The organism is Hydrogenophaga crassostreae (assembly GCF_001761385.1).
In the GTDB taxonomy this organism is placed as follows: Bacteria; Pseudomonadota; Gammaproteobacteria; order Burkholderiales; family Burkholderiaceae_C; genus Hydrogenophaga; species Hydrogenophaga crassostreae.
The window spans coordinates 3626119-3648106 of record NZ_CP017476.1 but is presented as its reverse complement, the minus strand read 5'-3'; the positions used below and the strand labels follow the sequence as shown (position 1 = coordinate 3648106).

Annotated in this window: 21 protein-coding genes; 1 reads left to right on the top strand and 20 read right to left on the bottom strand. The window is 60.2% G+C overall.

The genetic code is table 11. The features are described 5' to 3' along the window. Positions 1-25: 25 nt before the first annotated feature. The 20 genes from LPB072_RS16725 to LPB072_RS16630 all read right to left on the bottom strand — a co-directional run bounded on the left by LPB072_RS16725 (position 26) and on the right by LPB072_RS16630 (position 20770). Positions 26-712 (bottom strand): LON peptidase substrate-binding domain-containing protein, encoded by a 687-nt coding sequence (locus tag LPB072_RS16725; protein ID WP_066086167.1) that lies wholly within the window; start codon positions 710-712, stop codon positions 26-28. After that, positions 709-1587: an acetyl-CoA carboxylase, carboxyltransferase subunit beta gene (accD, locus tag LPB072_RS16720; protein WP_066086169.1), complete on the bottom strand. Its 879-nt coding sequence runs from the start codon at positions 1585-1587 to the stop codon at positions 709-711. Before accD ends, LPB072_RS16725 begins: the two co-directional genes overlap by 4 nt. 102 nt (positions 1588-1689) lie before the next feature. Continuing rightward, positions 1690-2499 carry a tryptophan synthase subunit alpha gene (gene trpA, locus LPB072_RS16715; protein WP_066086171.1) on the bottom strand — a complete coding sequence of 270 codons (810 nt, stop codon included), beginning with the start codon at positions 2497-2499 and terminating at the stop codon, positions 1690-1692. Next, positions 2496-3785, bottom strand: coding sequence for a tryptophan synthase subunit beta (gene trpB / locus LPB072_RS16710; RefSeq protein ID WP_066086173.1), 1290 nt, complete (start codon positions 3783-3785; stop codon positions 2496-2498). The genes trpA and trpB overlap by 4 nt, the downstream gene beginning before the upstream one ends. Before the next feature lie 45 nt (positions 3786-3830). Beyond that, positions 3831-4517, bottom strand: a complete 687-nt coding sequence (locus LPB072_RS16705; protein ID WP_066086177.1) for a phosphoribosylanthranilate isomerase — start codon at positions 4515-4517, stop codon at positions 3831-3833. 48 nt (positions 4518-4565) lie between these two features. Then, a complete protein-coding gene (truA, locus tag LPB072_RS16700) occupies positions 4566-5369 on the bottom strand; it encodes a tRNA pseudouridine(38-40) synthase TruA (RefSeq protein ID WP_066086436.1) in 804 nt (267 codons plus the stop codon). A gap of 61 nt (positions 5370-5430) precedes the next feature. Then, positions 5431-7998, bottom strand: coding sequence for a FimV/HubP family polar landmark protein (locus LPB072_RS16695; RefSeq protein ID WP_082876751.1), 2568 nt, complete (start codon positions 7996-7998; stop codon positions 5431-5433). Positions 7999-8300: 302 nt separating this feature from the next. Beyond that, positions 8301-9431 (bottom strand): aspartate-semialdehyde dehydrogenase, encoded by a 1131-nt coding sequence (asd, locus tag LPB072_RS16690; protein WP_066086183.1) that lies wholly within the window; start codon positions 9429-9431, stop codon positions 8301-8303. 308 nt (positions 9432-9739) lie between these two features. Next, entirely contained in the window at positions 9740-10813 is a 1074-nt protein-coding gene (gene leuB, locus LPB072_RS16685; protein ID WP_066086187.1) for a 3-isopropylmalate dehydrogenase, read from the bottom strand. A 343-nt stretch (positions 10814-11156) separates the two neighbouring features. Continuing rightward, complete coding sequence (locus LPB072_RS23230) at positions 11157-11507, bottom strand: antibiotic biosynthesis monooxygenase family protein (RefSeq protein ID WP_066086196.1); 351 nt, start codon at positions 11505-11507, stop codon at positions 11157-11159. 30 nt (positions 11508-11537) lie between these two features. Beyond that, positions 11538-12182 carry a 3-isopropylmalate dehydratase small subunit gene (gene leuD, locus LPB072_RS16675; protein ID WP_066086199.1) on the bottom strand — a complete coding sequence of 215 codons (645 nt, stop codon included), beginning with the start codon at positions 12180-12182 and terminating at the stop codon, positions 11538-11540. 17 nt (positions 12183-12199) lie between these two features. Continuing rightward, the gene (leuC, locus tag LPB072_RS16670; RefSeq protein ID WP_066086201.1) at positions 12200-13621 is read right to left on the bottom strand and encodes a 3-isopropylmalate dehydratase large subunit; all 1422 of its coding nucleotides are present in this window, start codon (positions 13619-13621) and stop codon (positions 12200-12202) included. A 31-nt stretch (positions 13622-13652) separates the two neighbouring features. Next, entirely contained in the window at positions 13653-14600 is a 948-nt protein-coding gene (locus LPB072_RS16665; RefSeq protein WP_066086205.1) for a LysR substrate-binding domain-containing protein, read from the bottom strand. 162 nt (positions 14601-14762) lie between these two features. Next, positions 14763-16064, bottom strand: coding sequence for a citrate synthase (locus tag LPB072_RS16660; protein WP_066086208.1), 1302 nt, complete (start codon positions 16062-16064; stop codon positions 14763-14765). Positions 16065-16074: 10 nt separating this feature from the next. Next, the gene (locus LPB072_RS16655; protein ID WP_066086211.1) at positions 16075-16377 is read right to left on the bottom strand and encodes an FAD assembly factor SdhE; all 303 of its coding nucleotides are present in this window, start codon (positions 16375-16377) and stop codon (positions 16075-16077) included. Between the two features lie 19 nt (positions 16378-16396). After that, on the bottom strand, positions 16397-17101 hold the full coding sequence (locus tag LPB072_RS16650) for a succinate dehydrogenase iron-sulfur subunit (RefSeq protein ID WP_066086214.1): 705 nt from the start codon (positions 17099-17101) through the stop codon (positions 16397-16399). Between the two features lie 41 nt (positions 17102-17142). Next, the gene (sdhA, locus tag LPB072_RS16645; protein WP_066086218.1) at positions 17143-18948 is read right to left on the bottom strand and encodes a succinate dehydrogenase flavoprotein subunit; all 1806 of its coding nucleotides are present in this window, start codon (positions 18946-18948) and stop codon (positions 17143-17145) included. Between the two features lie 4 nt (positions 18949-18952). Then, positions 18953-19318: a succinate dehydrogenase, hydrophobic membrane anchor protein gene (sdhD, locus tag LPB072_RS16640; RefSeq protein WP_066086221.1), complete on the bottom strand. Its 366-nt coding sequence runs from the start codon at positions 19316-19318 to the stop codon at positions 18953-18955. Positions 19319-19344: 26 nt separating this feature from the next. Continuing rightward, on the bottom strand, positions 19345-19776 hold the full coding sequence (sdhC, locus tag LPB072_RS16635) for a succinate dehydrogenase, cytochrome b556 subunit (protein ID WP_066086442.1): 432 nt from the start codon (positions 19774-19776) through the stop codon (positions 19345-19347). A gap of 172 nt (positions 19777-19948) precedes the next feature. Continuing rightward, complete coding sequence (locus LPB072_RS16630; protein ID WP_082876739.1) at positions 19949-20770, bottom strand: GntR family transcriptional regulator; 822 nt, start codon at positions 20768-20770, stop codon at positions 19949-19951. Positions 20771-21001: 231 nt separating this feature from the next. Between LPB072_RS16630 and LPB072_RS16625 the strand changes: the two genes are divergently transcribed. Next, positions 21002-21988 carry a malate dehydrogenase gene (locus tag LPB072_RS16625; RefSeq protein ID WP_066086223.1) on the top strand — a complete coding sequence of 329 codons (987 nt, stop codon included), beginning with the start codon at positions 21002-21004 and terminating at the stop codon, positions 21986-21988.

Here is a 21988-nt window from a genome sequence, read left to right as displayed (position 1 = left end):
ACGGTTCCGCAGCAAGACGCGAGTCCTATCGCTCCACGCCCATTCGGTCCAACATGTCGGACACGAGTTCCAGGCGCAGCATGGGGCTGTCCAGGGACATCAACCGTTGCTTGAGCTCGGTCTGAACCGGCAACAGTTCCAACCAACGGTTGGCTACCCAGCCGCTGTCATTCCAGTGGTAGGGCGCCTGAAGTGGCAACTCGTTGCGAGATTCGGGTTCCCTGTCGAGCAGGTTGGCAAGCACTCTTTCCAGTGCATCGCGCGTACTTTGAAGGTCTTCGGGTACGTCGACCTTGGTTTCGGGTGGATGCAGGGTCACGTCAGCCGTCCACAGGCCGTGGGGTAGTTTCTGGCTGGATTGGATGCTGAAGCGCTGGGCGCCACGGCAATGAATCACCATCAGCCCGGGTTGGGGTCGTTCGAGTTGTTCAATGTGGGCCAGTGTGCCGACAGAGTAGAACGCTTCGTGGGCAAAGCCGTCGCCTGATGGCTGGGCATGGGGATCGATGCGCCGCACTTCGCTTCCTTCACTCAAGGCGACAACCCCAAATGGCGCACCTGCTTTGTGGCAGCGGCTGATCATGTCGAGGTAGCGCACCTCAAATATGCGCAGTGGCATCCAGCCACCAGGAAACAGGACTGTTTGCAGTGGAAACAGCGGCAGTTGGGAAAGGGTGAGCGCTTCTGGCGCCCCAGAATTGGTCGGGTTCAATCGGCTACAACGGCATCGGCGCTTTGGCGCTGCAGCATGGCCAGGCAATTGGCCACGGTGTTGCGCAGTTCGCGGCGGTCGCAAATGAAGTCCACCGCCCCCTTGGTCTGCAAGAATTCGGCCCGTTGAAAGCCCTCTGGCAGTTTCACTCGCACCGTGTTTTCAATCACACGTGGTCCGGCGAAACCGATCAAGGCCTTGGGCTCGGCGATCACCACATCGCCCAGGAAGGCGAAACCAGCGGACACACCGCCCATGGTCGGGTCGGTCAGCACGCTGATGTAGGGAAGGCCTTTCTTCGCCAGGCGGGTCAGGGAGGCGTTGGTCTTGGCCATCTGCATGAGCGAAAGCAGGCCTTCTTGCATGCGCGCGCCACCGGTGGCAGTGAAGCAAATGAAGGGCACCTTTTGAGCAATGGCTTCTTCTACGGCGCGCACGAAACGCTCGCCGACCACGGACCCCATGGATCCGCCCATGAAATCGAACTCAAAACAGGCCACAACCACGCTCACACCTTGCACCGCACCGCCCAGAACGATCAGCGCGTCGGTTTCGCCAGTGGTTTCCAGCGCCTCCTTCAGTCGCTCGGGGTACTTGCGGCTGTCTTTGAACTTGAGCGGGTCGACCGGCAGCACCTCCTGTGCAAGCTCGTAGCGGCCTTCGGCATCGAGAAAGGCGTTCAAACGCGCACGCGCACCGATGCGGTGGTGATGACTGCAATGAGGGCAGACGTTCTGGTTTTTCTCCAGATCGGTCTTGTACAGCACTGCCTCGCAACTGGGACATTTGATCCACAGACCTTCGGGCACGCTGCGGCGCTCGGTGGGGTTGGTGGGGGTAATTTTGGGTGGAAGCAGTTTTTCGAGCCAGGACATGTCCAGATTCCTCAAAGGGGCGCATCGCTGGTAAGCGGCGCTATTGATCGCGGTGCCAAAGGTCCTTCGCTGCCTGGCAGCCAAGGACCCCTTTTGACGGGATTATGCGTCCAGCGCTTTTCGTATGGTGCGCAGGAAGCTGGTTGCTACCGCAATGACTTTTTCGTGGGGTTCATTTTCAATCAATTGAATGATCTTGCTGCCGATCACCACCGCGTCGGCGGTCTTGCTGATGGCCTTGGCGGTTTCCGCATCGCGAATGCCGAAACCCACCCCCACAGGCACGCTCACATGGGTCCGAATTCGGGGCAGCATGGCCTCGACCTGTCCCACGTCCAGCGTGCCGGCGCCTGTGACGCCCTTGAGCGACACATAGTAAACATAGCCACTGGCCACCTGTGCCACTTGTTGCATGCGCTCATCGGTCGATGTGGGGGCAAGCAAGAAGATCAGGTCCATGTTGTGGGCACGGAGCTCAGTGGCGAAGGCTTCGCATTCTTCTGGTGGGTAGTCGACGACCAGCACGCCGTCCACGCCCGCTGCTGAGGCATCGCTTACGAATCGGCCTTCCCCGTGTTTCTGGTCGTAGCGCTCGATTGGATTCGCATAGCCCATCAAAACCACTGGCGTGGTGTTGTTCCCCTCGCGAAACTTTTTCACCATGGCGATGATTTGCACCAGGCCAATGCCCAGCGCCAGTGCGCGGTCGCCGGCCTTCTGGATGACCGGGCCATCAGCCGATGGATCAGAAAATGGTACACCGAGCTCGATGACGTCAGCGCCGCCTTCCACCATGCCGTGCATGAGATCGGGCGTGATGTTGGCAAAAGGGAAGCCGGCCGTGACGAATGGGATCAGGGCTTTGCGGTTTTGCGCTTTCAGGGCGCTGAAGGTGGTTTCGATGCGGCTCATTTGGATACTTTCACAACCACGTTCTCAGCGCCACCTTTGACCGATTGGCCTTTGCAACTGGGTCGGCAATAAAAATCGGCTTTGGACAGGTCGGCAACGGTGCCAATGTCTTTGTCGCCTCGGCCGGAGAGGTTGACGAGGATGGATTGGTCGGGGCGCATGTTCCTTGCCAGCTTCATCGCATAGGCCACGGCGTGGCTGGATTCGAGGGCCGGGATGATGCCTTCGGTGCGGCAAAGGTAATGGAAGGCTTCCAGTGCTTCGCTGTCGGTAATGCCCACGTATTCCGCGCGGCCGATGTCTTTGAGGAATGCGTGTTCAGGACCAACGCCGGGATAATCCAGGCCAGCACTCACGCTGTGTGTTTCGGTGACCTGGCCGTTGTCGTCTTGCAGCACGTAGGTCCGGTTGCCATGGAGCACGCCGGGGCTGCCTTTTTGCAGCGAGGCCGAATGTTTCCCGCTCTCCAACCCTTCGCCAGCGGCTTCCACGCCGATCAGGCGGGTGGTGGTGTGGTCAATATAGGGGTAGAAAATGCCCATGGCGTTGGACCCACCTCCCACGCAGGCCACCACCGCGTCCGGTTGCTCGGTGGCGCAACCGGCAGCTTTGAGCATCTCGGGCATTTGCACCAGGCATTCGTCACCGATCACGCGCTGGAAATCGCGCACCATCATGGGGTAGGGATGCGGCCCAGCCACGGTGCCGATGATGTAGAAAGTGTTGTCCACGTTGGCGACCCAGTCGCGCATGGCTTCGTTGAGTGCGTCTTTCAGCGTCTTGCTGCCGCTCTCGACCGGTACCACGGTAGCGCCCAGCAGTTTCATGCGGTAGACGTTGGGACTCTGGCGTTTGACGTCTTCGCTGCCCATGTAGACCACGCATTCCAGCCCATAGCGGGCGCAGATGGTGGCGGTGGCCACGCCGTGCTGTCCGGCGCCGGTTTCAGCAATGATGCGCGGCTTGCCCATGCGCTTGGCGAGCATGGCTTGGCCAATGGTGTTGTTGACTTTGTGGGCGCCGGTGTGGTTCAGGTCTTCGCGCTTCAAGAATATCTGCGCGCCGCCCTGTTCACGGCTCATGCGGGCGGCGTGGTAAACCGGGCTGGGGCGACCCACGAAATGGGCGAGTTCACTTCTGAATTCGGCGATGAACTCAGGGTCGTTTTGGTACTTGGCGTAGGCGTCTTTGAGCTCATTGATGGCGTGCGTGAGCGTTTCGCTCACGAAGCTGCCACCATAAATGCCGAAATGGCCGCGGGCGTCGGGTTGTTGGTATTGAGACATGGGGTGGTGGATTCCAGTGGGTCCGCCTGTGCCCCAAAGGGGCCATCAGGCTGGACAGGAGGGGGAGGCGTCGGCCGCTCGAACAGCGGCGACAAATCGATGGATCTTCTCGTGGTCTTTGATGCCTTTTGACACCTCAACCCCGGAACTCACATCAACGGCCCAGGGCCGCACACGCGAGATGCCATCGATCGCGTTGGCTGCGTCGAGTCCACCAGACAAGACGAGGCGATAGCCTGCGTTTAGAAGAGGGTGTGACCAAGGGAATGCTGTCCAGTCAAATGATTGGCCTCCACCACCGTACCCATCCACATGGGCATCCAGAAGGATGGCTTGGGCGGCGGCGAAGTCTTGGGCGTATTTTAGAAGATCAAAGGCCGCCCCGGCGTCGCCTGTGGGAATTCGTGCTGCTCGGATGAACGGGCGTCCGCTCGCCACGCAGTCGGCCGGTGTTTCGTCACCATGGAACTGCAACAAGGCGTGGGGCACCGCCTGGATGCCTTGGGCGATGAATTCGGGGCTGGCATTGACGAAAAGCAGGACGGGCGTGACAAAGGCGGGCAACCGGGCTGCGAGCGCCGCGGCGCGTTCGGGCGATACAAAACGCGGACTCTTGGGGTAGAGCACGAAACCGATCGCGTCAGCCCCGGCTTGAACGGCAGCGTCAATATCGGCTTCGCGAGTCAGTCCACAGATCTTGATCCGGGTGCGGTGGGGTGTTTTGAAATCCATGAGAGCGGCGTGTTGGGCGAGGCGACGATGGTTCGCTGCCTCGGTTGCTCATGGTAACCAGTCAAAGCCGGGGGTGCGGTCGGGCAGGCCGAGTGCCGGATCGTAGGTAGGGCCAAGAAAATACAGGCCATCGGGCGAAAATGTGGGCGCTGCTGCATCCCGGCTGCGGGCCTCGATGACCTCGGCCATCCAGGAGGGCGGCCGTTGAGCGGTGCCGATGGCGATCAGGCAGCCCATGATGTTGCGGATCATGTGATGGAGGAAGGCACTGGCTTCAAATTCGAACCGCCAGTAGGCCCCTCGGCGGGCGATGTCTGCCCGCATCAGGTTTTTCACAGGGGAATGGGCCTGGCATTGCGCGGCGCGGAATGACGTGAAATCGTGTTCGCCCAGCAAGGCTTGGGCCGCCAGCAGCATGGGCTCCAGTTGCATGGGGCGAAATACCCAGCCGACTTTGCCTGCGTCCACACTGGGGCGCACCGGTGATTCCAGCAGCACGTAGGCGTATCGGCGCGACAGCGCACTGCCTCGAGCGTGGAAGCCCGGGCTCACGTCGCGGGCCCACTGCACGGCAATGTCGTCCGGCAAATAGCGGTTGGTACCACGCATCCAGGCCATTTCATCGCGTTGCACTGGGCAATCAAAGTGCACCACCTGCATCAGTCCGTGAACGCCCGAGTCGGTGCGTCCGGCGCACAGCGTCGTGATTTTGGGCAGCGCGGTGAACTGGGCCAGTGCGCGCTCGAGCTTGTCCTGAATGGTCAAGCCGCTGGCCTGGCTTTGCCAGCCCTGATAGTGGTTGCCGTTGTAGCTGACGCCCAGCGCACAACGGAAAACGCCCGCTTGGGGCACTTCCAGGCGGGCGTTCGGGGTGGCCAGCGGTGCAGGCGTTGGTTTGGTCAATGGAGCGCCATCAAGCGAGGTCTGCCAGGAACGCGGAGACCTTGGATTTCAGCGCCCCTTTGGCTTCCACCATCACCTCTTCGGCGAGTGAGCGTGCGCCTTCCAAATCACCGATGGCCCGGAATTCTTCAGCCAGCGACAGCTTGGTCTCGAGGGGATTTTCGTCGCTCAGGGCACCGGCTTCGGTGGTGGACGTTTCCTCAGCATTCAAATCAAGCTTGATATCGTTCAAATCAAAGGACATCAGGTCTTCCGAGTCGGCTTTCCCGGACAGCTCTGCTGCAACGCTGGGTGGTGCATCCGCTTTGGAGATGAGGTCGAAATCAGGAATGACCTCAGCTTCGTCAAACGTGGATGGGGTTGAACCGGCCTCATCTGCGTCCAAAGATGCTTGGTCAGATGCTGGAGAGGACAGAGGCATCGGCTCTGATGGAAAGTCCAGGTCAAACGCCATTGGCTCTGAATTGGCGGCCGTAGCACCGAGTACTTCTGGTGCGGGTGTGCTGGTCAGCGCGTCGGTTTGATCCAGGTCGTCGAGGCCAGAAAGGGGAGAGCCGCCAATGGAAATGTCAGCCGGCTGAGATGGTTGATCCAGATCCAGATCCAGATCAAAGTCCAAATCTGCCGGAACACTGGGGTTGTAGCCAGGCTTGGTGTTCTGGGTGAGCGTGCTGACGCCGAAAGCGGCGGCTCCAGCGCTGCCAGCGGGCACTCCCGGTTTCTCTGGAGGGCGCCCACCCGGCTGGTACAGCGGGTTGGTGGGATCAAGCTCCTTGCCCAACTCACAGGCATGCTCCCACTCGCTGCCTTCGCCCTGGGTCAGTCCGAAAGCTTCTGTGGCAACCACCTCGAAAGCCTTGGCATCGCGGCGTTTGGCGTAGATTTCCAGCAGCTTGTTGTGAATGGCGACGCGCGTTGGGGTGCTGCGCATGGCTTCTTTGAGAATCTCTTCCGCTTGAAGGTCGCGTCCATAGGCGAGGTACACATCGGCTTCTGCCACTGGATCCACATCGCCTGCTGCATCGAGCTGGCTGGGCGAATACACCATGGACGAGCCAGAAGCCGCAGCCTCGCTGGTGTCGATGCGTTGACCACCACTTGAGCCAAAGAACGAGTCAGGTTGCAGGCGGCTTTCCAGGAAAGAGCTGTCCACGCCAGCGGCTTTCTTGCGGCGGCTCAAGCCATAGATACCCAAACCGGCGAGCAGCGCCAACAGGCCACCCGCGACGGGCATGACCATGGGGTTCTCAAGCAATCGATTCAGGAAAGACGCTTCTTCCTGAGGGGCCGCCACGACAGGGGCTGGCGGTGGCACAGGTGCCACTTCAGCCGCCGGAGCGGGTTGCACCACAGGGGCCTCGACGGCCGTGGTTTCGTCTGGTTTTTGCTCCGCCGGCACCGCTGTGGTATCGGCTGTAACGCTTGCCACGGTCGCTTGAGGCTCTTCGGTGGGGACCGTTGCAGTTGCCGTTGGGGCCACGCTGCCTGCAGCAACCGTTTCCTTGCCGACCTTTGATAGTTCCTCTATGTTTCGCGTCAGCTCAGCGGTGCGATCGGCGGCTTCTTTGGCGGCACGTTCTTTGGCGATCTTGTCTTCTGCCGCGGATTGACCGGCTGCAGCAGCGCCTTTGGAAATGGTTAGCTTGTCTTGGGCTTCAACTGCAGGTTTCTGTTCTTTGACTTCCGCCTGGATCTGGCCTGTGGCTTCTCGTTCGGCCGTTGCCGCGGGCGCCTGAGGCACTTGGTTTGCGAGACGGCGACGGAACTCATTGAAGTCGCGGCTCTGTGCCGAGATGATCTGGCGGGCCTCTCCAGCGGACACTGACGATGCGGTATTTTCGTCAGGAAGTGTCAGCACGGCACCCGCTTTGACGCGGTTGACGTTGCCTTTGATGAATGCGCGTGGGTTGGTTCGCAACATGGCCACAAGCATCTGGTCCAGCGAGACGTTTGCAGGCAGGTTCTCTAGCGCGATGCCCCCTGCGGTGTCGCCACGTTGAACGCGCAAGCGGTCGTTGCGCGCTGCGGTGGGCACAGCGGCGGGTGCTGGTTTCGAAGCAGGCGCGGCAGGGGGTTTGGCGACCGGCGCTTGCACGGTTGCAGGTGCAGCCGGCACCACAGTGGCGGGGGCCGGTGATTTTTCGGCGCTGGCGCCAGGCGCTGGTGCTGAAGCGGGCTGGGCTTCGACGGCCGCGGCCAAAGGCGCGGGTGATGGCTGGCGCAATTTGGGGGGGTCGAACAGCAGCGTGTAATCGCGAGCTACCCGTCCCGACTTCCAGCTCGCTTCAAGCACCATGTCCATGAAGGGCTCATTGACGGGACGGTTGCCCGTCAGTCGCAAGAAGGCACCGCCATTTGCGCGGCGCTCCAGGGAAACCCGCAAGTCCACCAAGGCAGCGTTGAACTCCATACCTGCGGCTTTGAACGCTGCCAATGGGCCGAGACCCACCTTCAGGTTGTCAGCCTCTTCGCTGGTGATCTCTAGCACCTCCACCTCTGCTCGAAGTGGTTCGCCAAGGGGCGATTGAACGATCATGCGACCCAGTGCCAATGCATGCGCATCTGAGATTTGCAACATGCCAGTGCACAGGAGCGCTGCGGCGGCCACGGCATGTAACCGCGCAAGCCCTTTTGTACCCGTGTCTCCATGTTCAGAGCGGACTGTGTGGTGTGGGAGAAGGCGGGTGGAAATTGGCACGTAGACCTCGACGTAAAAAACCGAGAATTGACCTTAACATCAACGCATTACAGTGACAAGCTAAGAACTCGGATGAGTTTCATCTGGCCCAACGCTGTTGCGTTAAGTGGACCATGTTGTTGGCAAATGACAACGTGGAATAGCCGGCATTGTGGGGGGTAAATCCCACAATGTTGCTATTTTTATGCCCCGAGCAGGATCCGGAGCATGCGGCGAAGTGGTTCTGCAGCGCCCCAAAGCAACTGATCGCCGATGGTGAATGCCCCCACATAGTCCGGACCCATGGCCAGTTTTCGGATACGCCCCACTGGGATCGTCATGGTGCCGGTGACCGCCACAGGCGTCAGGTTTTTGACCGTTGCTTCGCGGGTGTTGGGCACCACTTTGGCCCATGGGTTGTCAGCGGCAATCATGGCTTCAATATCGGCCAGGGGTACGTCTTTCTTGAGTTTGAAGGTCAGCGCCTGGCTGTGGCAGCGCATGGCGCCGACGCGCACGCAGAAGCCGTCGACCGGAATCGCTGCCGAGCCAGATGCTTCGCCCATGCCAAGAATCTTGTTGGTTTCGGCCATGCCTTTCCACTCTTCTTTCGACATGCCATCGCCCAGGTCTTTGTCAATCCAGGGGATCAATGAACCGCCAAGTGGCACGCCGAAGTTGGCCGTTTCAGCCGCCGAGAGACTGCGCTGTTTGGCGATCACCTTGCGATCAATTTCCAGGATGGCGCTCTTGGGGTCGTCCAGCAGCGATTTCACTTCGGCGTTCAGCGTGCCATATTGGGTGAGCAGTTCGCGCATGTGCTGTGCGCCGCCGCCGGAAGCAGCCTGGTAGGTCTGGGTGGACATCCACTCGACCAAACCCGCTTTGTACAACGCGCCCACGCCCATCAGCATGCAGCTGACCGTGCAGTTGCCGCCCACCCAGTTTTTGCCGCCGTTGGCCAGCGCATCTTTGATCACCGGCATGTTGACCGGGTCCAGAACGATGACCGCGTCTTTTTCCATGCGCAAGGTCGAGGCTGCATCGATCCAGTGGCCGTTCCAGCCAGCCGCGCGCAGCTTGGGGAACACTTCGCTGGTGTAGTCGCCGCCCTGGGCGGTGATGATGATCTCGCAGCGCTTGAGTGCGTCGATGTTGTGTGCGTCTTGCAGCGTGGTTTCGTTTTTCGCCATGGCCGGGGCTTTGCCGCCGGCGTTGGAAGTGGAGAAAAACAGAGGCTCAATCAGGTCGAAGTCTTTCTCTTCGATCATGCGATCCATCAACACCGAGCCAACCATACCGCGCCAGCCGACCAAACCTACCAACTTGCTCATTTCAATGCCCTTTCAGATGAAGAAAACGGTCCAGACCAGACTGTCTTGCCCCGGCTCGTCTGGCCAGGGAGGGCGCACGACGAACCGGAGCTGGATCAGCCCTTAATGGTCGTGGTTTTAATGGTGTTGATTGCGCGCGCAGCCACACATGCCTGGGCGGCAGGTGTCGTGTTCAGCGGGAACGGGCGGGCGGCAAACATGGGCACAATTATAGGGCTTGGCCTTGAGGCTGGCTTACGGACTGCGGTGGATGAAAAAAGGGCCGCTGATTCAGCGGCCCTTTTTGTGGATTCGAAATCTTCAGCAGATCAGGCCTTGAGCGCTGCGACCACGGCGTCGCCCATTTCCCGGGTGCTGACCTTGGTGGTGCCTTCGCTGTAGATATCCACCGTGCGAAGCCCCTGCGCCAAGACTTTTTGCACCGCAGCTTCGATGCGTTGCGCCGATGCTTCCTGATTCAGGCTGAAGCGCAACATCATGGCCGCGCTCAGGATGGTGGCCAGTGGGTTGGCGATGCCTTTGCCGGCGATGTCGGGTGCACTGCCGTGGCTGGGCTCGTACAGGCCTTGGCCCTTGCTGTTGAGGCTGGCCGAGGGCAGCATGCCGATGGAGCCTGTGAGCATGGAGGCCTCATCGCTCAGGATGTCGCCGAACATGTTGCCGGTGACGACCACGTCAAACGCCTTGGGCGCTTTCACCAGTTGCATGGCGGCGTTGTCCACATACATGTGCTGCAGCTCCACATCGGGGTACTCGGTGTGCACTTCGGTCACCACGTCTTTCCAGAACTGAAAGGTTTCCAGCACGTTGGCTTTGTCCACGCTGGTGACCTTCTTGTTGCGCTTGCGCGCAGCCTGGAAAGCCACGTGGGCAATGCGCTCGATCTCGGGCCTGGCGTAGCGCATGGTGTCAAACGCCTCTTCGGCACCGGGGAAATGCCCATCGGTGGCGATGCGGCGGCCGCGTGGCTGGCCGAAGTAGATGTCACCGGTCAGCTCACGGATGATGAGAATGTCGAGGCCTGCGATCAGCTCAGGCTTGAGGCTGGACGCACCTACCAGCTGTTCGTAGCAAATGGCCGGGCGGAAGTTGGCGAACAGGCCCAGCTCCTTGCGCAGACCCAGAATGGCCTGCTCGGGGCGCAGGGGGCGATCGAGCTTGTCGTATTTCCAGTCGCCGACAGCGCCAAAAAGAATAGCGTCGGAGTCTTTGGCGAGTTTGAGCGTGGCGGGCGGCAGCGGGTGGCCATGGGCGTCGTAAGCTGCGCCGCCGACGAGTGCGGATTCCATTTTGAAGGGGAGGTTGAGCGCGTCAAGCACCTTGACCGCTTCGGCGACGATTTCGGTGCCAATGCCATCACCGGGGAGTACTGCGATTTTCATGGGATTCACTTAGAGAGGATTAACGATCGATAGTGACCAGGGAGCCGTGGTTGCCAGGAGTAACAGCATACGGAAGGTCTGCGGTCTCGGTATACACCTGACAGGCCTTGATCGACTCAACTTGGCCACACAAATTTGGATTGATCACGCCGTCGATGACAAGCAGCGCCTCATCGAATGCGTGGGTTTGCTCAGATCGTGCGTTGACATTCTCATGAAAAATCTTGATCTGGACACACCCACGTGGGCGGCGATCATGGATCGCCAAGCGGTTGGCAGAAGCTGCGAAGCGGTGGTCAGATCAAGCCTGTTCACGGCGATTTCAGTACTGAAGTTGCATGACTCAGGGATTGCCTTGTTGTTGCTGGCCGTACGCCCGTTCCACCTTGGCAATGCGGATTTCGAAGTGCTCGTACCAGCGTTCTTTCCCCTTTTCCTGGGCAATTCGGTGTTCGGCTTGTTGCTTCCAGGCTCGGATGCTTGATTCGTTTGTCCAGTATGAAGTGGTGATGCCGAAACCGCCCTCTGAGCGGGCGCTTTCGATGCCGAGAAAGCCGGGTTGGCTTTGGGCCAGTTCGACCATTCTGTCGGCAGTCGTGTCATAGCCGTTTTCGCCTGAAGTCCGTTGAGAAGTGAAAACGACCACATAGTAGGGCGGAGCAGGAAGATTTGCGAACGCTGAATTGTTTGACATCGAGCCTCCAGGTTGATGGGGAGGAGGCGCTTACATCGTGTGCGCAAGCCAGGGTTTCCTGGCCAGGCGTTCCGTTTCAAACGCCGCGATCTTGTCTTTGTGGCGCAGCGTCAGTCCGATGTCGTCAAGGCCATTGATCAGACAGAATTTGCGGAAGGCCTGCACATCGAACGGAAGTTCGTCGCCCTGGGCTTTCACGATCAACTGGCGCTCCAGATCGATGGTGAGTTCGTAGCCGGGGAAGGCCGCTACTTCGTCGAACAGTTGCGCGACTTGAGCATCGGGCAAGACGATGGGCAAGATGCCGTTTTTGAAGCAGTTGTTAAAAAAGATGTCGGCGTAGCTGGGAGCGATCAGTGCTCGGAACCCGTATTGTTCGATGGCCCAGGGCGCGTGTTCGCGGCTGGATCCGCAGCCGAAGTTCTTGCGAGCCAGCAGGATGGATGCGCCGGCATAGCGGGGCTGGTTCAGCACGAAGTCGGGGTTGGGTTTGCGCTTGCTGACGTCTTCGCCGGGTTCGCCTTTGTCGAGGTAGCGCCATTCGTCAAACAGGTTGGGTCCAAAGCCGGTTTTGCGGATGGACTTCAGAAATTGTTTGGGGATGATGGCGTCGGTGTCGACGTTCTCGCGGTCCATGGGGGCGACCACGCCCTTGAGGATGGTGAACTTGTTCATGTCGGGGATTCCTTCCTTCAGGCGAACTGGCGCACGTCAACAAAATGACCGTGCACGGCGGCGGCGGCGGCCATGGCGGGCGAAACGAGGTGGGTGCGCCCACCAGCGCCTTGGCGGCCTTCGAAGTTGCGGTTGCTGGTTGAGGCGCAACGTTCGCCGGGCTCCAAGCGGTCCGCATTCATGGCCAGGCACATGGAGCAGCCGGGTTCGCGCCACTCGAAGCCGGCTGCTTTGAAAATCTCGTGCAAGCCTTCGCGCTCGGCCTGCTCTTTCACCAGGCCCGAGCCGGGCACCACCATGGCCAGCTTGACGTTCTTGGCCACTTTCTGGCCCAGCTTTTTCACGATGGCCGCGGCTTCGCGCATGTCTTCGATGCGGCTGTTGGTGCAGGAACCGATGAACACCTTGTCGACAAAGATGTCGTTGAGGGCTTTGCCGGGTTCGAGCGCCATGTAGGTCAGCGCGCGTTCGATGGCTCCGCGCTTGTTGCTGTCCTTTTCCTTTTCAGGGTCGGGCACGCGTGCGTCCACGCCGAGCACCATCTCGGGCGAGGTGCCCCAGGTGACTTGGGGCACGATCTGGGTCGCGTCGAGTTCGACCACGGCGTCGAACTCCGCATCGACGTCGGATTGCAGGCCTTTCCAGTAGGCCACGGCCTGGTCCCACTCCACGCCGGTGGGGGACAACGGGCGGCCCTTGACGTATTCGATGGTCTTTTCGTCGACCGCCACCAAACCTGCGCGCGCGCCGCCTTCGATGGCCATGTTGCAGACCGTCATGCGGCCTTCCATGCTCAGGGCCCTGATGGCGCTGCCGCCGAATTCAATGGTGTAGCCGGTGCCGCCGGCGGTGCCGATCTTGCCAATGATGGCCAGCACGATGTCTTTGGCGGTGACGCCGTTGCCCAACTTGCCTTCGACCTTCACCAGCATGTTCTTGGCCTTCTTGGCCAGCAGGGTTTGCGTGGCCATCACGTGTTCGACTTCGCTGGTGCCGATGCCGTGGGCGAGCGCACCGAACGCGCCATGCGTCGAGGTGTGGCTGTCGCCGCAGACGACGGTCATGCCCGGCAGGGTGGCGCCGTTTTCGGGGCCGATGACGTGCACGATGCCCTGGCGCTTGGACATGAAGGGAAAGAACGCTGCAGCGCCGAACTCACCGATGTTTTTGTCCAGGGTGACGATCTGCTCTTTGCTGATGGGGTCGGTGATGCCGTCGTAGCCCAGTTCCCAGCCCGTGGTCGGGGTGTTGTGGTCGGCGGTGGCCACGATGGAGCTCACGCGCCAGACCTTGCGACCCGCTTCGCGCAGTCCTTCAAAGGCTTGGGGGCTGGTGACTTCGTGCACCAGATGGCGGTCGATGTAGAGCACCGAGGTGCCGTCTTCTTCGGTGTGGACGACGTGTTCGTCCCAGATCTTGTCGTAGAGGGTGCGTCCCATGGTCGTGGTTTCCTTTGCGGTTGCGGAGATTTTAGGGGGATGTGGGTTCGGTGCGTTGGCCGGCTTGCTCGCTCAGGTGGCTCACCAGCAGTCGGGCCGTGACGGGCAGGGAGGAAAAATCTCGGGCGATGAGGTCGATCTGGCGGTGTGCCCAGGTGTCGCTCAAGGGCACGCAGGCGAGGTCGCCGACGCCGTGCATCAGCTCGAAAGCGCGGCGCGGCATCAGGCCCACACCCAGGCCGTTGTGGATCATGCGGCACATAGCGTCCAGCCCCGTGACTCGGATGCGCAAGCGGATTCCGCGCCCGGCTTCGGCGGCCGCGGCGTGCATCGCGAGGTAGATGGAGCTGTTGGCATGCAGGCCGACGTGGTCCCAGTCCAGGCTGTCGGCAAAGGCCAATTGCTTGCGGTCAGCCAGCGGGTGGTTGCTGGGCATCACCAGGGCGAGGTGATCCTGGCGGTATGGGCGGGTTTGCAGGCCAGTGATCTGGCTGGAAGCGCCAGCGTGGCAGATGCCCAAATCGGCAGCACCCTCGTGCACCGCTCGGATAACTTCGTTGGACAGGTGTTCTTCCAGATCGATCTTGATCTGCCCATGCTGGCGAACGAAGGTACCGAGGTCTTCGGGCAGGAATTGAACAATGGCCGAAATGTTGGCGTGCATCCGCACATGGCCGCGCACGCCATCGGCGTATTCTGAGAGTTCGCCCTGCATTTTGTCGAGGCTGAACAGCACCGATCGCGCATGGTGCAGCAGGCTTTGGCCAGCGGGCGTTGGCGTGGCGCCACGAGCGGTGCGGTAGAGCAGGCTGCTGCCGACCGTGGCTTCGAGATCGGAGAGCCGCTTGCTCACGGCCGATGTCGCCAGAAACTCTTGTTCCGCCGCTTTGCCAATGCTGCCGCGCTCGCACACCGCCACGAAGAGCTGTAGCGAGGTGAGGTCGATGCGACGGGTGAAGGCGCGGTCAGGGGTGTTCATGGTTTACTCATCGTGCTTGGCGATGAGCTGCTCATTTTCCACCCTTGTGATGCTTTTGTCCTTCGTATTTGGAGAAGGCTGTGCCCGCCAAATGAAAACCCGCCGGGCATTCGGCCGGGCGGGTTCAGGCTGTCTGGTCTTGCGGTGGTTGCCGCAGTCCGATCAGCGTGGCTTTACATCGCGGCGCTCGGAGCCGGTGAAGAGCTGGCGTGGGCGGCCGATCTTGTACTCAGGGTCTCCAATCATTTCGTTGAGCTGGGCGATCCAGCCCACGGTACGGGCCAAAGCGAACACGCCGGTGAACAGGTTCACGGGAATACCGATGGCGCGCTGCACGATGCCGGAGTAGAAATCGACGTTGGGGTACAGCTTGCGGGAGACGAAGTAGTCATCTTCCAGGGCGATTTTTTCCAGCGCCTTGGCGAGCTTGAACAATGGATCGTTTTCCAGGCCCAGTTCTTTCAGCACTTCGTCGCAGGTTTCCTGCATCAGCTTGGCGCGGGGATCGTAGTTCTTGTAGACGCGGTGACCGAAGCCCATCAGCTTGACGCCGGAGCTTTTGTCTTTGACCTGTTCCATGAACTCACCGACCTTGGCCACGCCGCCCTGGGCCTGGATGGTTTCCAGCATGTTCAGGCAGGCTTCGTTGGCACCGCCATGGGCAGGGCCCCACAGGCAGGCCACGCCGGCGGAAATCGCGGCAAACGGGTTGGTGCCCGAGGAGGCGCACAGGCGCACGGTCGAAGTGGACGCGTTTTGCTCGTGGTCGGCATGCAGGATGAAGATGCGGTCCAGCGCACGCTCGATCACCGGGTTGACCACGTATTCTTCGCAAGGCGTGCCGAACATCATGCGCATGAAATTGCCGGCGTAGCTCAGGTTGTTCTGTGGGTACATGTAGGGCTGGCCCACTTTGTACTTGTAGGCCATGGCGACAAGCGTAGGCATCTTGGCGATCAGGCGGATCGCGGCGATTTCACGGTGCTCAGGATTGTTGATGTCGGTGCTGTCGTGGTAGAAGGCCGACATGCCGCCGACCAATCCGGTCAGGATGGCCATGGGATGGGCATCACGGCGGAAACCGCGCAGGAAGAACTGCATCTGCTCGTTGACCATGGTGTGCTGGGCCACGAGCTTGTGAAAGTCAGCACTTTCAGTGGCGCTGGGCAGGTCGCCTTTGAGCAACAGGAAACAGGTATCGAGGTAGTCACAGTTCGTGGCGAGCTGCTCGATGGGGTAGCCGCGGTACAGCAGTTCACCTTTGTCGCCATCGATGTAAGTGATGGCCGACTGGCAGGCCGACGTGGACAGAAAACCAGGGTCATAGGTGAACATGCCCGTCTGTGCGTACAGCTTGCGAATGTCGACCACATCGGGGCCAATGCTGCCCGAGTACACAGGCATTTCTACGCTGGGGCTGCCGTTGGAGAACGACAGGGTGGCTTTGTTGTCTGCGAGTTTCATACGGGTTCCTTCAAAGGATGTCTTGTAGGGGAAGTCGGGCTGCGCGCAGCATACCCAACACGTGCGTGACGTCTTTTTGGGCCAGTTCGCCCTGGGGCTCTTTTCTTCCGAGCAACAGATCCAGCAGATCGTTGTCAGAAAGGTCCATTAAAACGGCCAGACCTTCGGCCTGTCTGACAGTCAAGCCAGAAGCGTGCCGGGCAAAGAACTTCTCGATGAACAAATCGTTTTCGAGCAATCCACGGCGGCAGCGCCAGCGCAGTTTGCTCAAAGCGCGTTCGTCGAGCAGGGTATCCGTGACAGTGGCGTTCATGGGAGATCGTGTGAAACGCTCAAATAGCGCGCATCACCATCATTTCCTTGATCTTGCCGATTGCCTTGGTGGGATTCAGCCCCTTGGGGCATACATCAACGCAGTTCATGATGGTATGGCAGCGAAACAGGCGGTAGGGATCTTCCAGGTTGTCCAGGCGTTCGCTGGTGGCCTGGTCACGGCTGTCGGCGATGAAGCGGTAGGCCTGCAGCAAACCGGCAGGACCCACGAACTTGTCGGGGTTCCACCAGAAGCTGGGGCAACTGGTGGAGCAGCTGGCGCACAGAATGCACTCGTACAGGCCATTCAGTTCGTCTCGCTCTTCCGGGCTTTGCAGGCGCTCGGTCATCGGCGCAGGGTCGTTGTTGATCAGGTAAGGCTTGATGCTGTTGTACTGCTTGAAAAACAGCGTCATGTCTACGATCAGATCGCGCACCACCGGCAGGCCAGGCAGGGGCTTCAATGTGATGACGCCGGGCAAGGTGTTCATATTGGTCAGGCAGGCCAGACCATTCTTGCCGTTGATGTTCATTGCATCAGAGCCGCAAACGCCTTCGCGGCAGGAGCGGCGAAAAGAGATGGTGGGGTCGACCTTTTTCAGTTTGCCCAGAGCGTCCAGCAGCATGCGTTCGTGGCCGTCGAGTTCAACCTCGATGGTCTGCATATAGGGTTTGGCGTCCTTTTCGGGGTCGTAGCGGTAGATCTTGAATGTGCGAAGTGCCATGGTGTTTTTCTCCGTGCGTCGTGGTGCGGAATAGGGGGCTGTTAGAAGGTGCGAACCTTCGGCGGCACCGACTCCACGGTCAGGGGCTTCAAATTGACGGGTTTGTATGACAGGCTGTTGGTTGCGCTGTCCCAAAGGGTGTGCTTCATCCACTCTTTGTCGTTGCGACCCAGCGGGAACTCGGCGTCATCGGCTGGGCGCTCGTAGTCGTTCACGGTGTGCGCGCCGCGGCATTCTTTGCGGGCAGCGGCCGAGGTCATGGTGGCCTGGGCGGCTTCCATCAGGTTGTCAACTTCAAGCGCTTCGATGCGTGCGGTGTTGAATATCTTGGACTTGTCTTTCAGCGTGATGTTGGCCACGCGCTCACGCAGGGCGTTTATTTTTGTCACGCCCTCGTCAAGGATGGCCTGGGTGCGGAACACGCCAGCGTGTTGCTGCATCACCGCACGCATGTCATTGGCCACATCTTGTGCGTATTCGCCATCGGTCGAGTTGTCCAGTCGTGCCAGGCGGGCCAAGGTTTTGTCAGCTGCGTCCGCAGGCAGTGGCTTGTGGTTGACGGCTTTGTCGTTTGTTTCAACGATGTGGTTGCCGGCCGCGCGGCCAAACACCAGCAAGTCAAGCAGCGAGTTGGTGCCCAGACGGTTGGCGCCGTGCACGCTCACGCAAGCGCATTCGCCCACAGCGTACAAGCCGCTGACCACTTTTTGAGCGCCATTGCCGTCGGGTATGACGACCTGGCCGTTGATGTTGGTGGGGATGCCACCCATCTGGTAGTGAATGGTGGGCACGACCGGAATGGGCTCGCGCGTGATGTCCACGTTGGCGAAGTTAACCCCGATTTCGTACACCGAGGGCAGGCGCTTGTGGATGGTTTCAGCGCCGAGGTGATCGAGCTTCATGAAGATGAAGTCTTTGTTCGGGCCACAGCCGCGGCCTTCCTTGATTTCCTGGTCCATGCAACGCGACACGAAGTCGCGAGGAGCCAAATCTTTCAAGGTGGGCGCATAGCGCTCCATGAAACGTTCGCCTTCGCTGTTCAGCAGAATGGCGCCTTCGCCTCGGCAGCCTTCAGTCAGCAACACGCCCGCGCCGGCCACGCCGGTGGGGTGGAATTGCCAGAATTCCATGTCTTGCAGCGGGATACCCGCACGGGCTGCCATGCCCAGGCCATCACCGGTGTTGATGAAGGCATTGGTGGATGCACCAAAGATGCGGCCTGCGCCACCTGTTGCCAGCAAAGTCTGCTTGGCTTCCAGAATGTAGGTTTCGCCGGTTTCCATTTCCAGCGCCGTCACGCCGAGCACGTTGCCATCGGCGTCGCCGATCAAATCGAGGGCCATCCATTCCACGAAGAACGTGGTTTTGGCTTCAACGTTTTGCTGGTAGAGCGTATGCAACATGGCGTGGCCAGTGCGGTCGGCTGCGGCGCAGGCGCGTTGCACGGGCTTTTCGCCGTAGTTGGCGGTGTGGCCGCCGAAGGGGCGCTGGTAAATCGTGCCATCCGGGTTGCGGTCAAAAGGCATGCCGAAGTGTTCGAGTTCGTACACGACTTTCGGCGCCTCGCGGCACATGAACTCGATGGCGTCCTGGTCGCCCAGCCAATCGGAACCTTTGATGGTGTCGTAGAAATGGTAGTGCCAATTGTCTTCGCTCATGTTGCCCAGCGAAGCGGACACGCCGCCTTGCGCTGCAACGGTGTGCGAGCGGGTGGGGAACACTTTCGACAGCACGGCCACTTTCAGGCCAGCGCGCGCCAGTTGAAGCGAGGCGCGCATGCCGGAGCCGCCGGCGCCGACGATGACGACGTCAAATTGACGTTTGGGGAGATTTGCGGTTGCGGTCATGACTTCAGAGTCTCCAGAGAACTTGAACAGCCCAGCCCAGGCAGGCAACGAGCCAGACGATGGTGAATACGTGCAGCGCAAGGCGGATGCCTGCAGGCTTGACGTAGTCCATCCAGATATCGCGCATGCCGATCCACACGTGGTAGGCCAGCGCCACAAAAATCGCGAAGGTCAGTGCCTTCATCCATTGGGCGGCGAAGATGCCGGCCCAGGTCTCGTAGCCGATGGGGCCACTGCTGAAGATGACTTGCGCCAGCACGATCAGCGTGAACAACGCCATAAGAGCGGCAGTGACGCGCTGGGCGAGCCAGTCGCGCACGCCGTAGTGGGCGCCAGTGACGACGCGCTTGGATCCGTAGTTGACAGACATGGTTTGCGTTCCTCTTGTTGGGCTTATTAATAGAGACCGAAGAGCTTGGCGCCGAGAATCAGCGTGAGGCCGATGCTCAAGACCAGCGTGACGATGGCGGAAGACTTGCCAAATTCTTTGGTGACGGCGTGGCGGGCGTCCATATAGAGGTGGCGAACACCTGCAATCAGGTGGTGCAAATAGGCCCAGATGATGGCAAGCACCACCAGCTTGAACAGCCAGCCGGGCACAAAACCAATGCCGGCTGAAAAGGCTGCACTGAAGCGGTCAAACGAGATTTCGGAAGATACCGAAGTGTCGAACAACCAGACGATCAGCGGCAGCAGCAGGAACATCAGCAGCCCGCTGACGCGGTGCAGGATCGACACCCAGCCCGCCAGCGGCAAGCGGTAGGTGGTCAGGTCTTTGAAGGCGTTGATGTTGCGGAACTCTGGCCGCTTTTTGGTCAACTCGGTCATGGTGGTGCTTTCTTCCAATGAGAGGAGGCTGGGGAGGAAGGGAGTAACGCGCTGGTAACCCGATGCGCGGAACGTTAAATTCTATTGCAACGCAGCATACCGGAGCCTGACACCCTGGGCACACGCTTTCGAAAATGCTGAGCAGGCAGTCGCGAACGTTCCAAGCATGGGTTTAGCTCAACTCGTTGTGGTAATGCCGGGATTCGGTGAGGTAAAGGCCGCGACGCAACTCCATGGGTACGTCGTTGTAGGTGTAGGCCAACCGTTCCACGCTTAAAAGGGGGTGGCCTGGCTGGATCGCTAGCAGCGCGGCCATTTCGGCGTCAGCGCTGACCGCTTTGAGTGTTTCCACTGCGCGAACCATGCGCACGCCGAATTGGGCCTCGAACAGGGCATACATCGGCCCTTTGTCGTGGGCCAGTGTTTCCAGTGTGAGTCCTTTGAAGGTGGCACCTGGCAACCAGATGTCCTCCAGGATGGCCGGCGTTGAAGAGAAAGAAAGTACCCGGCGCACCTGCAAGACGCTGTCGCCAGAGCGCAGCCCCAGTTGCCTGGCCACGTCGGCGGGCGCTCTGAGTCGCCGGCATTCGATGATGCGGCGCTCGGCGGGACCTTGGGTTTTCAGTGAGCCGCTGTCGGGCAACAGGCGCAAGAAGCGGTATTGGATGTGCTGTTCGGCATGGGTGGCCACAAAGGTACCCTTGCCTTGGCGGCGCACCACGAGGTTGTCGTTGGCCAGCTCATCTATGGCTTTGCGCACCGTGCCTTGGCTGACTTTGAACCGTGCTGCCAGCTCCAGCTCGCTGGGAATGGTGTCTCCCGGTTTCCATTCGCCGGCCTGCAGGCTGCGCAGAATCAGGCTTTTGATTTGCTGGTACAGCGGGCTGAAGGCGGGAGCCAGGCTGCTCGGCGGGGACCCGTCGGCACCCGCGTCAGCGCCACTCCGCCCTTCGGAGGGCGGGTGGTCGGCAGGGGGTGTGGAGGGGGTGGCCATGGGAATTCGGAGCACTCGGATGCTGACGCAAAACTGTCTGGTCGACAGCCGTTGCAAGGGTGCAATCATATCTTATATAAGACATAAGACAAATTGACGAGTTCGGGTTTACGAGGGTACACTTGAAGGCTGAGCTGGAACCTGTTTTTGCGGGTATGCCCTGGGGTTTCTGGTCCGTTCTAGGGGTCTTTCGCCCCGTCTTTATTTCCGTCTTTTTCTGGAGTTTTCACCATGAGCAAGAAGCCTGTTCGCGTTGCCGTCACCGGCGCCGCCGGTCAAATCGGTTACGCCCTGTTGTTCCGCATCGCCTCGGGCGAAATGTTGGGCAAAGACCAGCCCGTGATCCTGCAATTGCTGGAAGTGCCGGTTGATGGCCCCCAAAAAGCGCTCAAGGGCGTGATGATGGAACTGGAAGACTGCGCATTCCCGTTGCTGGTCGGCATGGAGGCCCACAGCGATCCGATGACCGCCTTCAAAGACACCGATTACGCCCTGCTGGTTGGTTCCATGCCCCGCAAAGCCGGCATGGAGCGCGCCGAGCTGCTGGCCATCAACGGCCAGATTTTCACCGCACAGGGCAAGGCCCTGAACGCTGTGGCCAGTCGCGACGTCAAGGTGCTGGTCGTGGGCAACCCCGCCAACACCAACGCTTACATTGCCATGAAGAGCGCGCCTGATCTGAAGCCAGGCAACTTCACCGCCATGCTGCGTCTGGACCACAACCGCGCCGCCAGCCAGATTGCCGCCAAGACCGGCAAGGCTGTGTCCGCGATCAAGAAGCTGGCCGTGTGGGGCAACCACTCGCCCACCATGTACGCCGACTACCGCTTCGCCACCATCGATGGCGCCTCGGTGAAAGACATGATCAACGACCAGGAATGGAACGCCAACACCTTCTTGCCCACCGTTGGCAAGCGTGGCGCTGCCATCATTGAAGCGCGTGGCCTGTCCTCGGCCGCATCGGCCGCCAACGCTGCCATCGACCACATGCGCGATTGGGCCTTGGGCACCAACGGCGAGTGGGTCACCATGGGCATTCCTTCGCAAGGCTGGTATGGCATTCCGAAAGACACCATGTTCGGCTTCCCTGTGACTTGCGCCAATGGCGAGTACACGGTCGTTGAAGGTCTGGAGATCGATGCATTCTCGCAAGAGTGCATCAACAAGACCCTGGCCGAGCTCGAAGGCGAAAAAGACGGCGTGAAACACCTGCTGTAA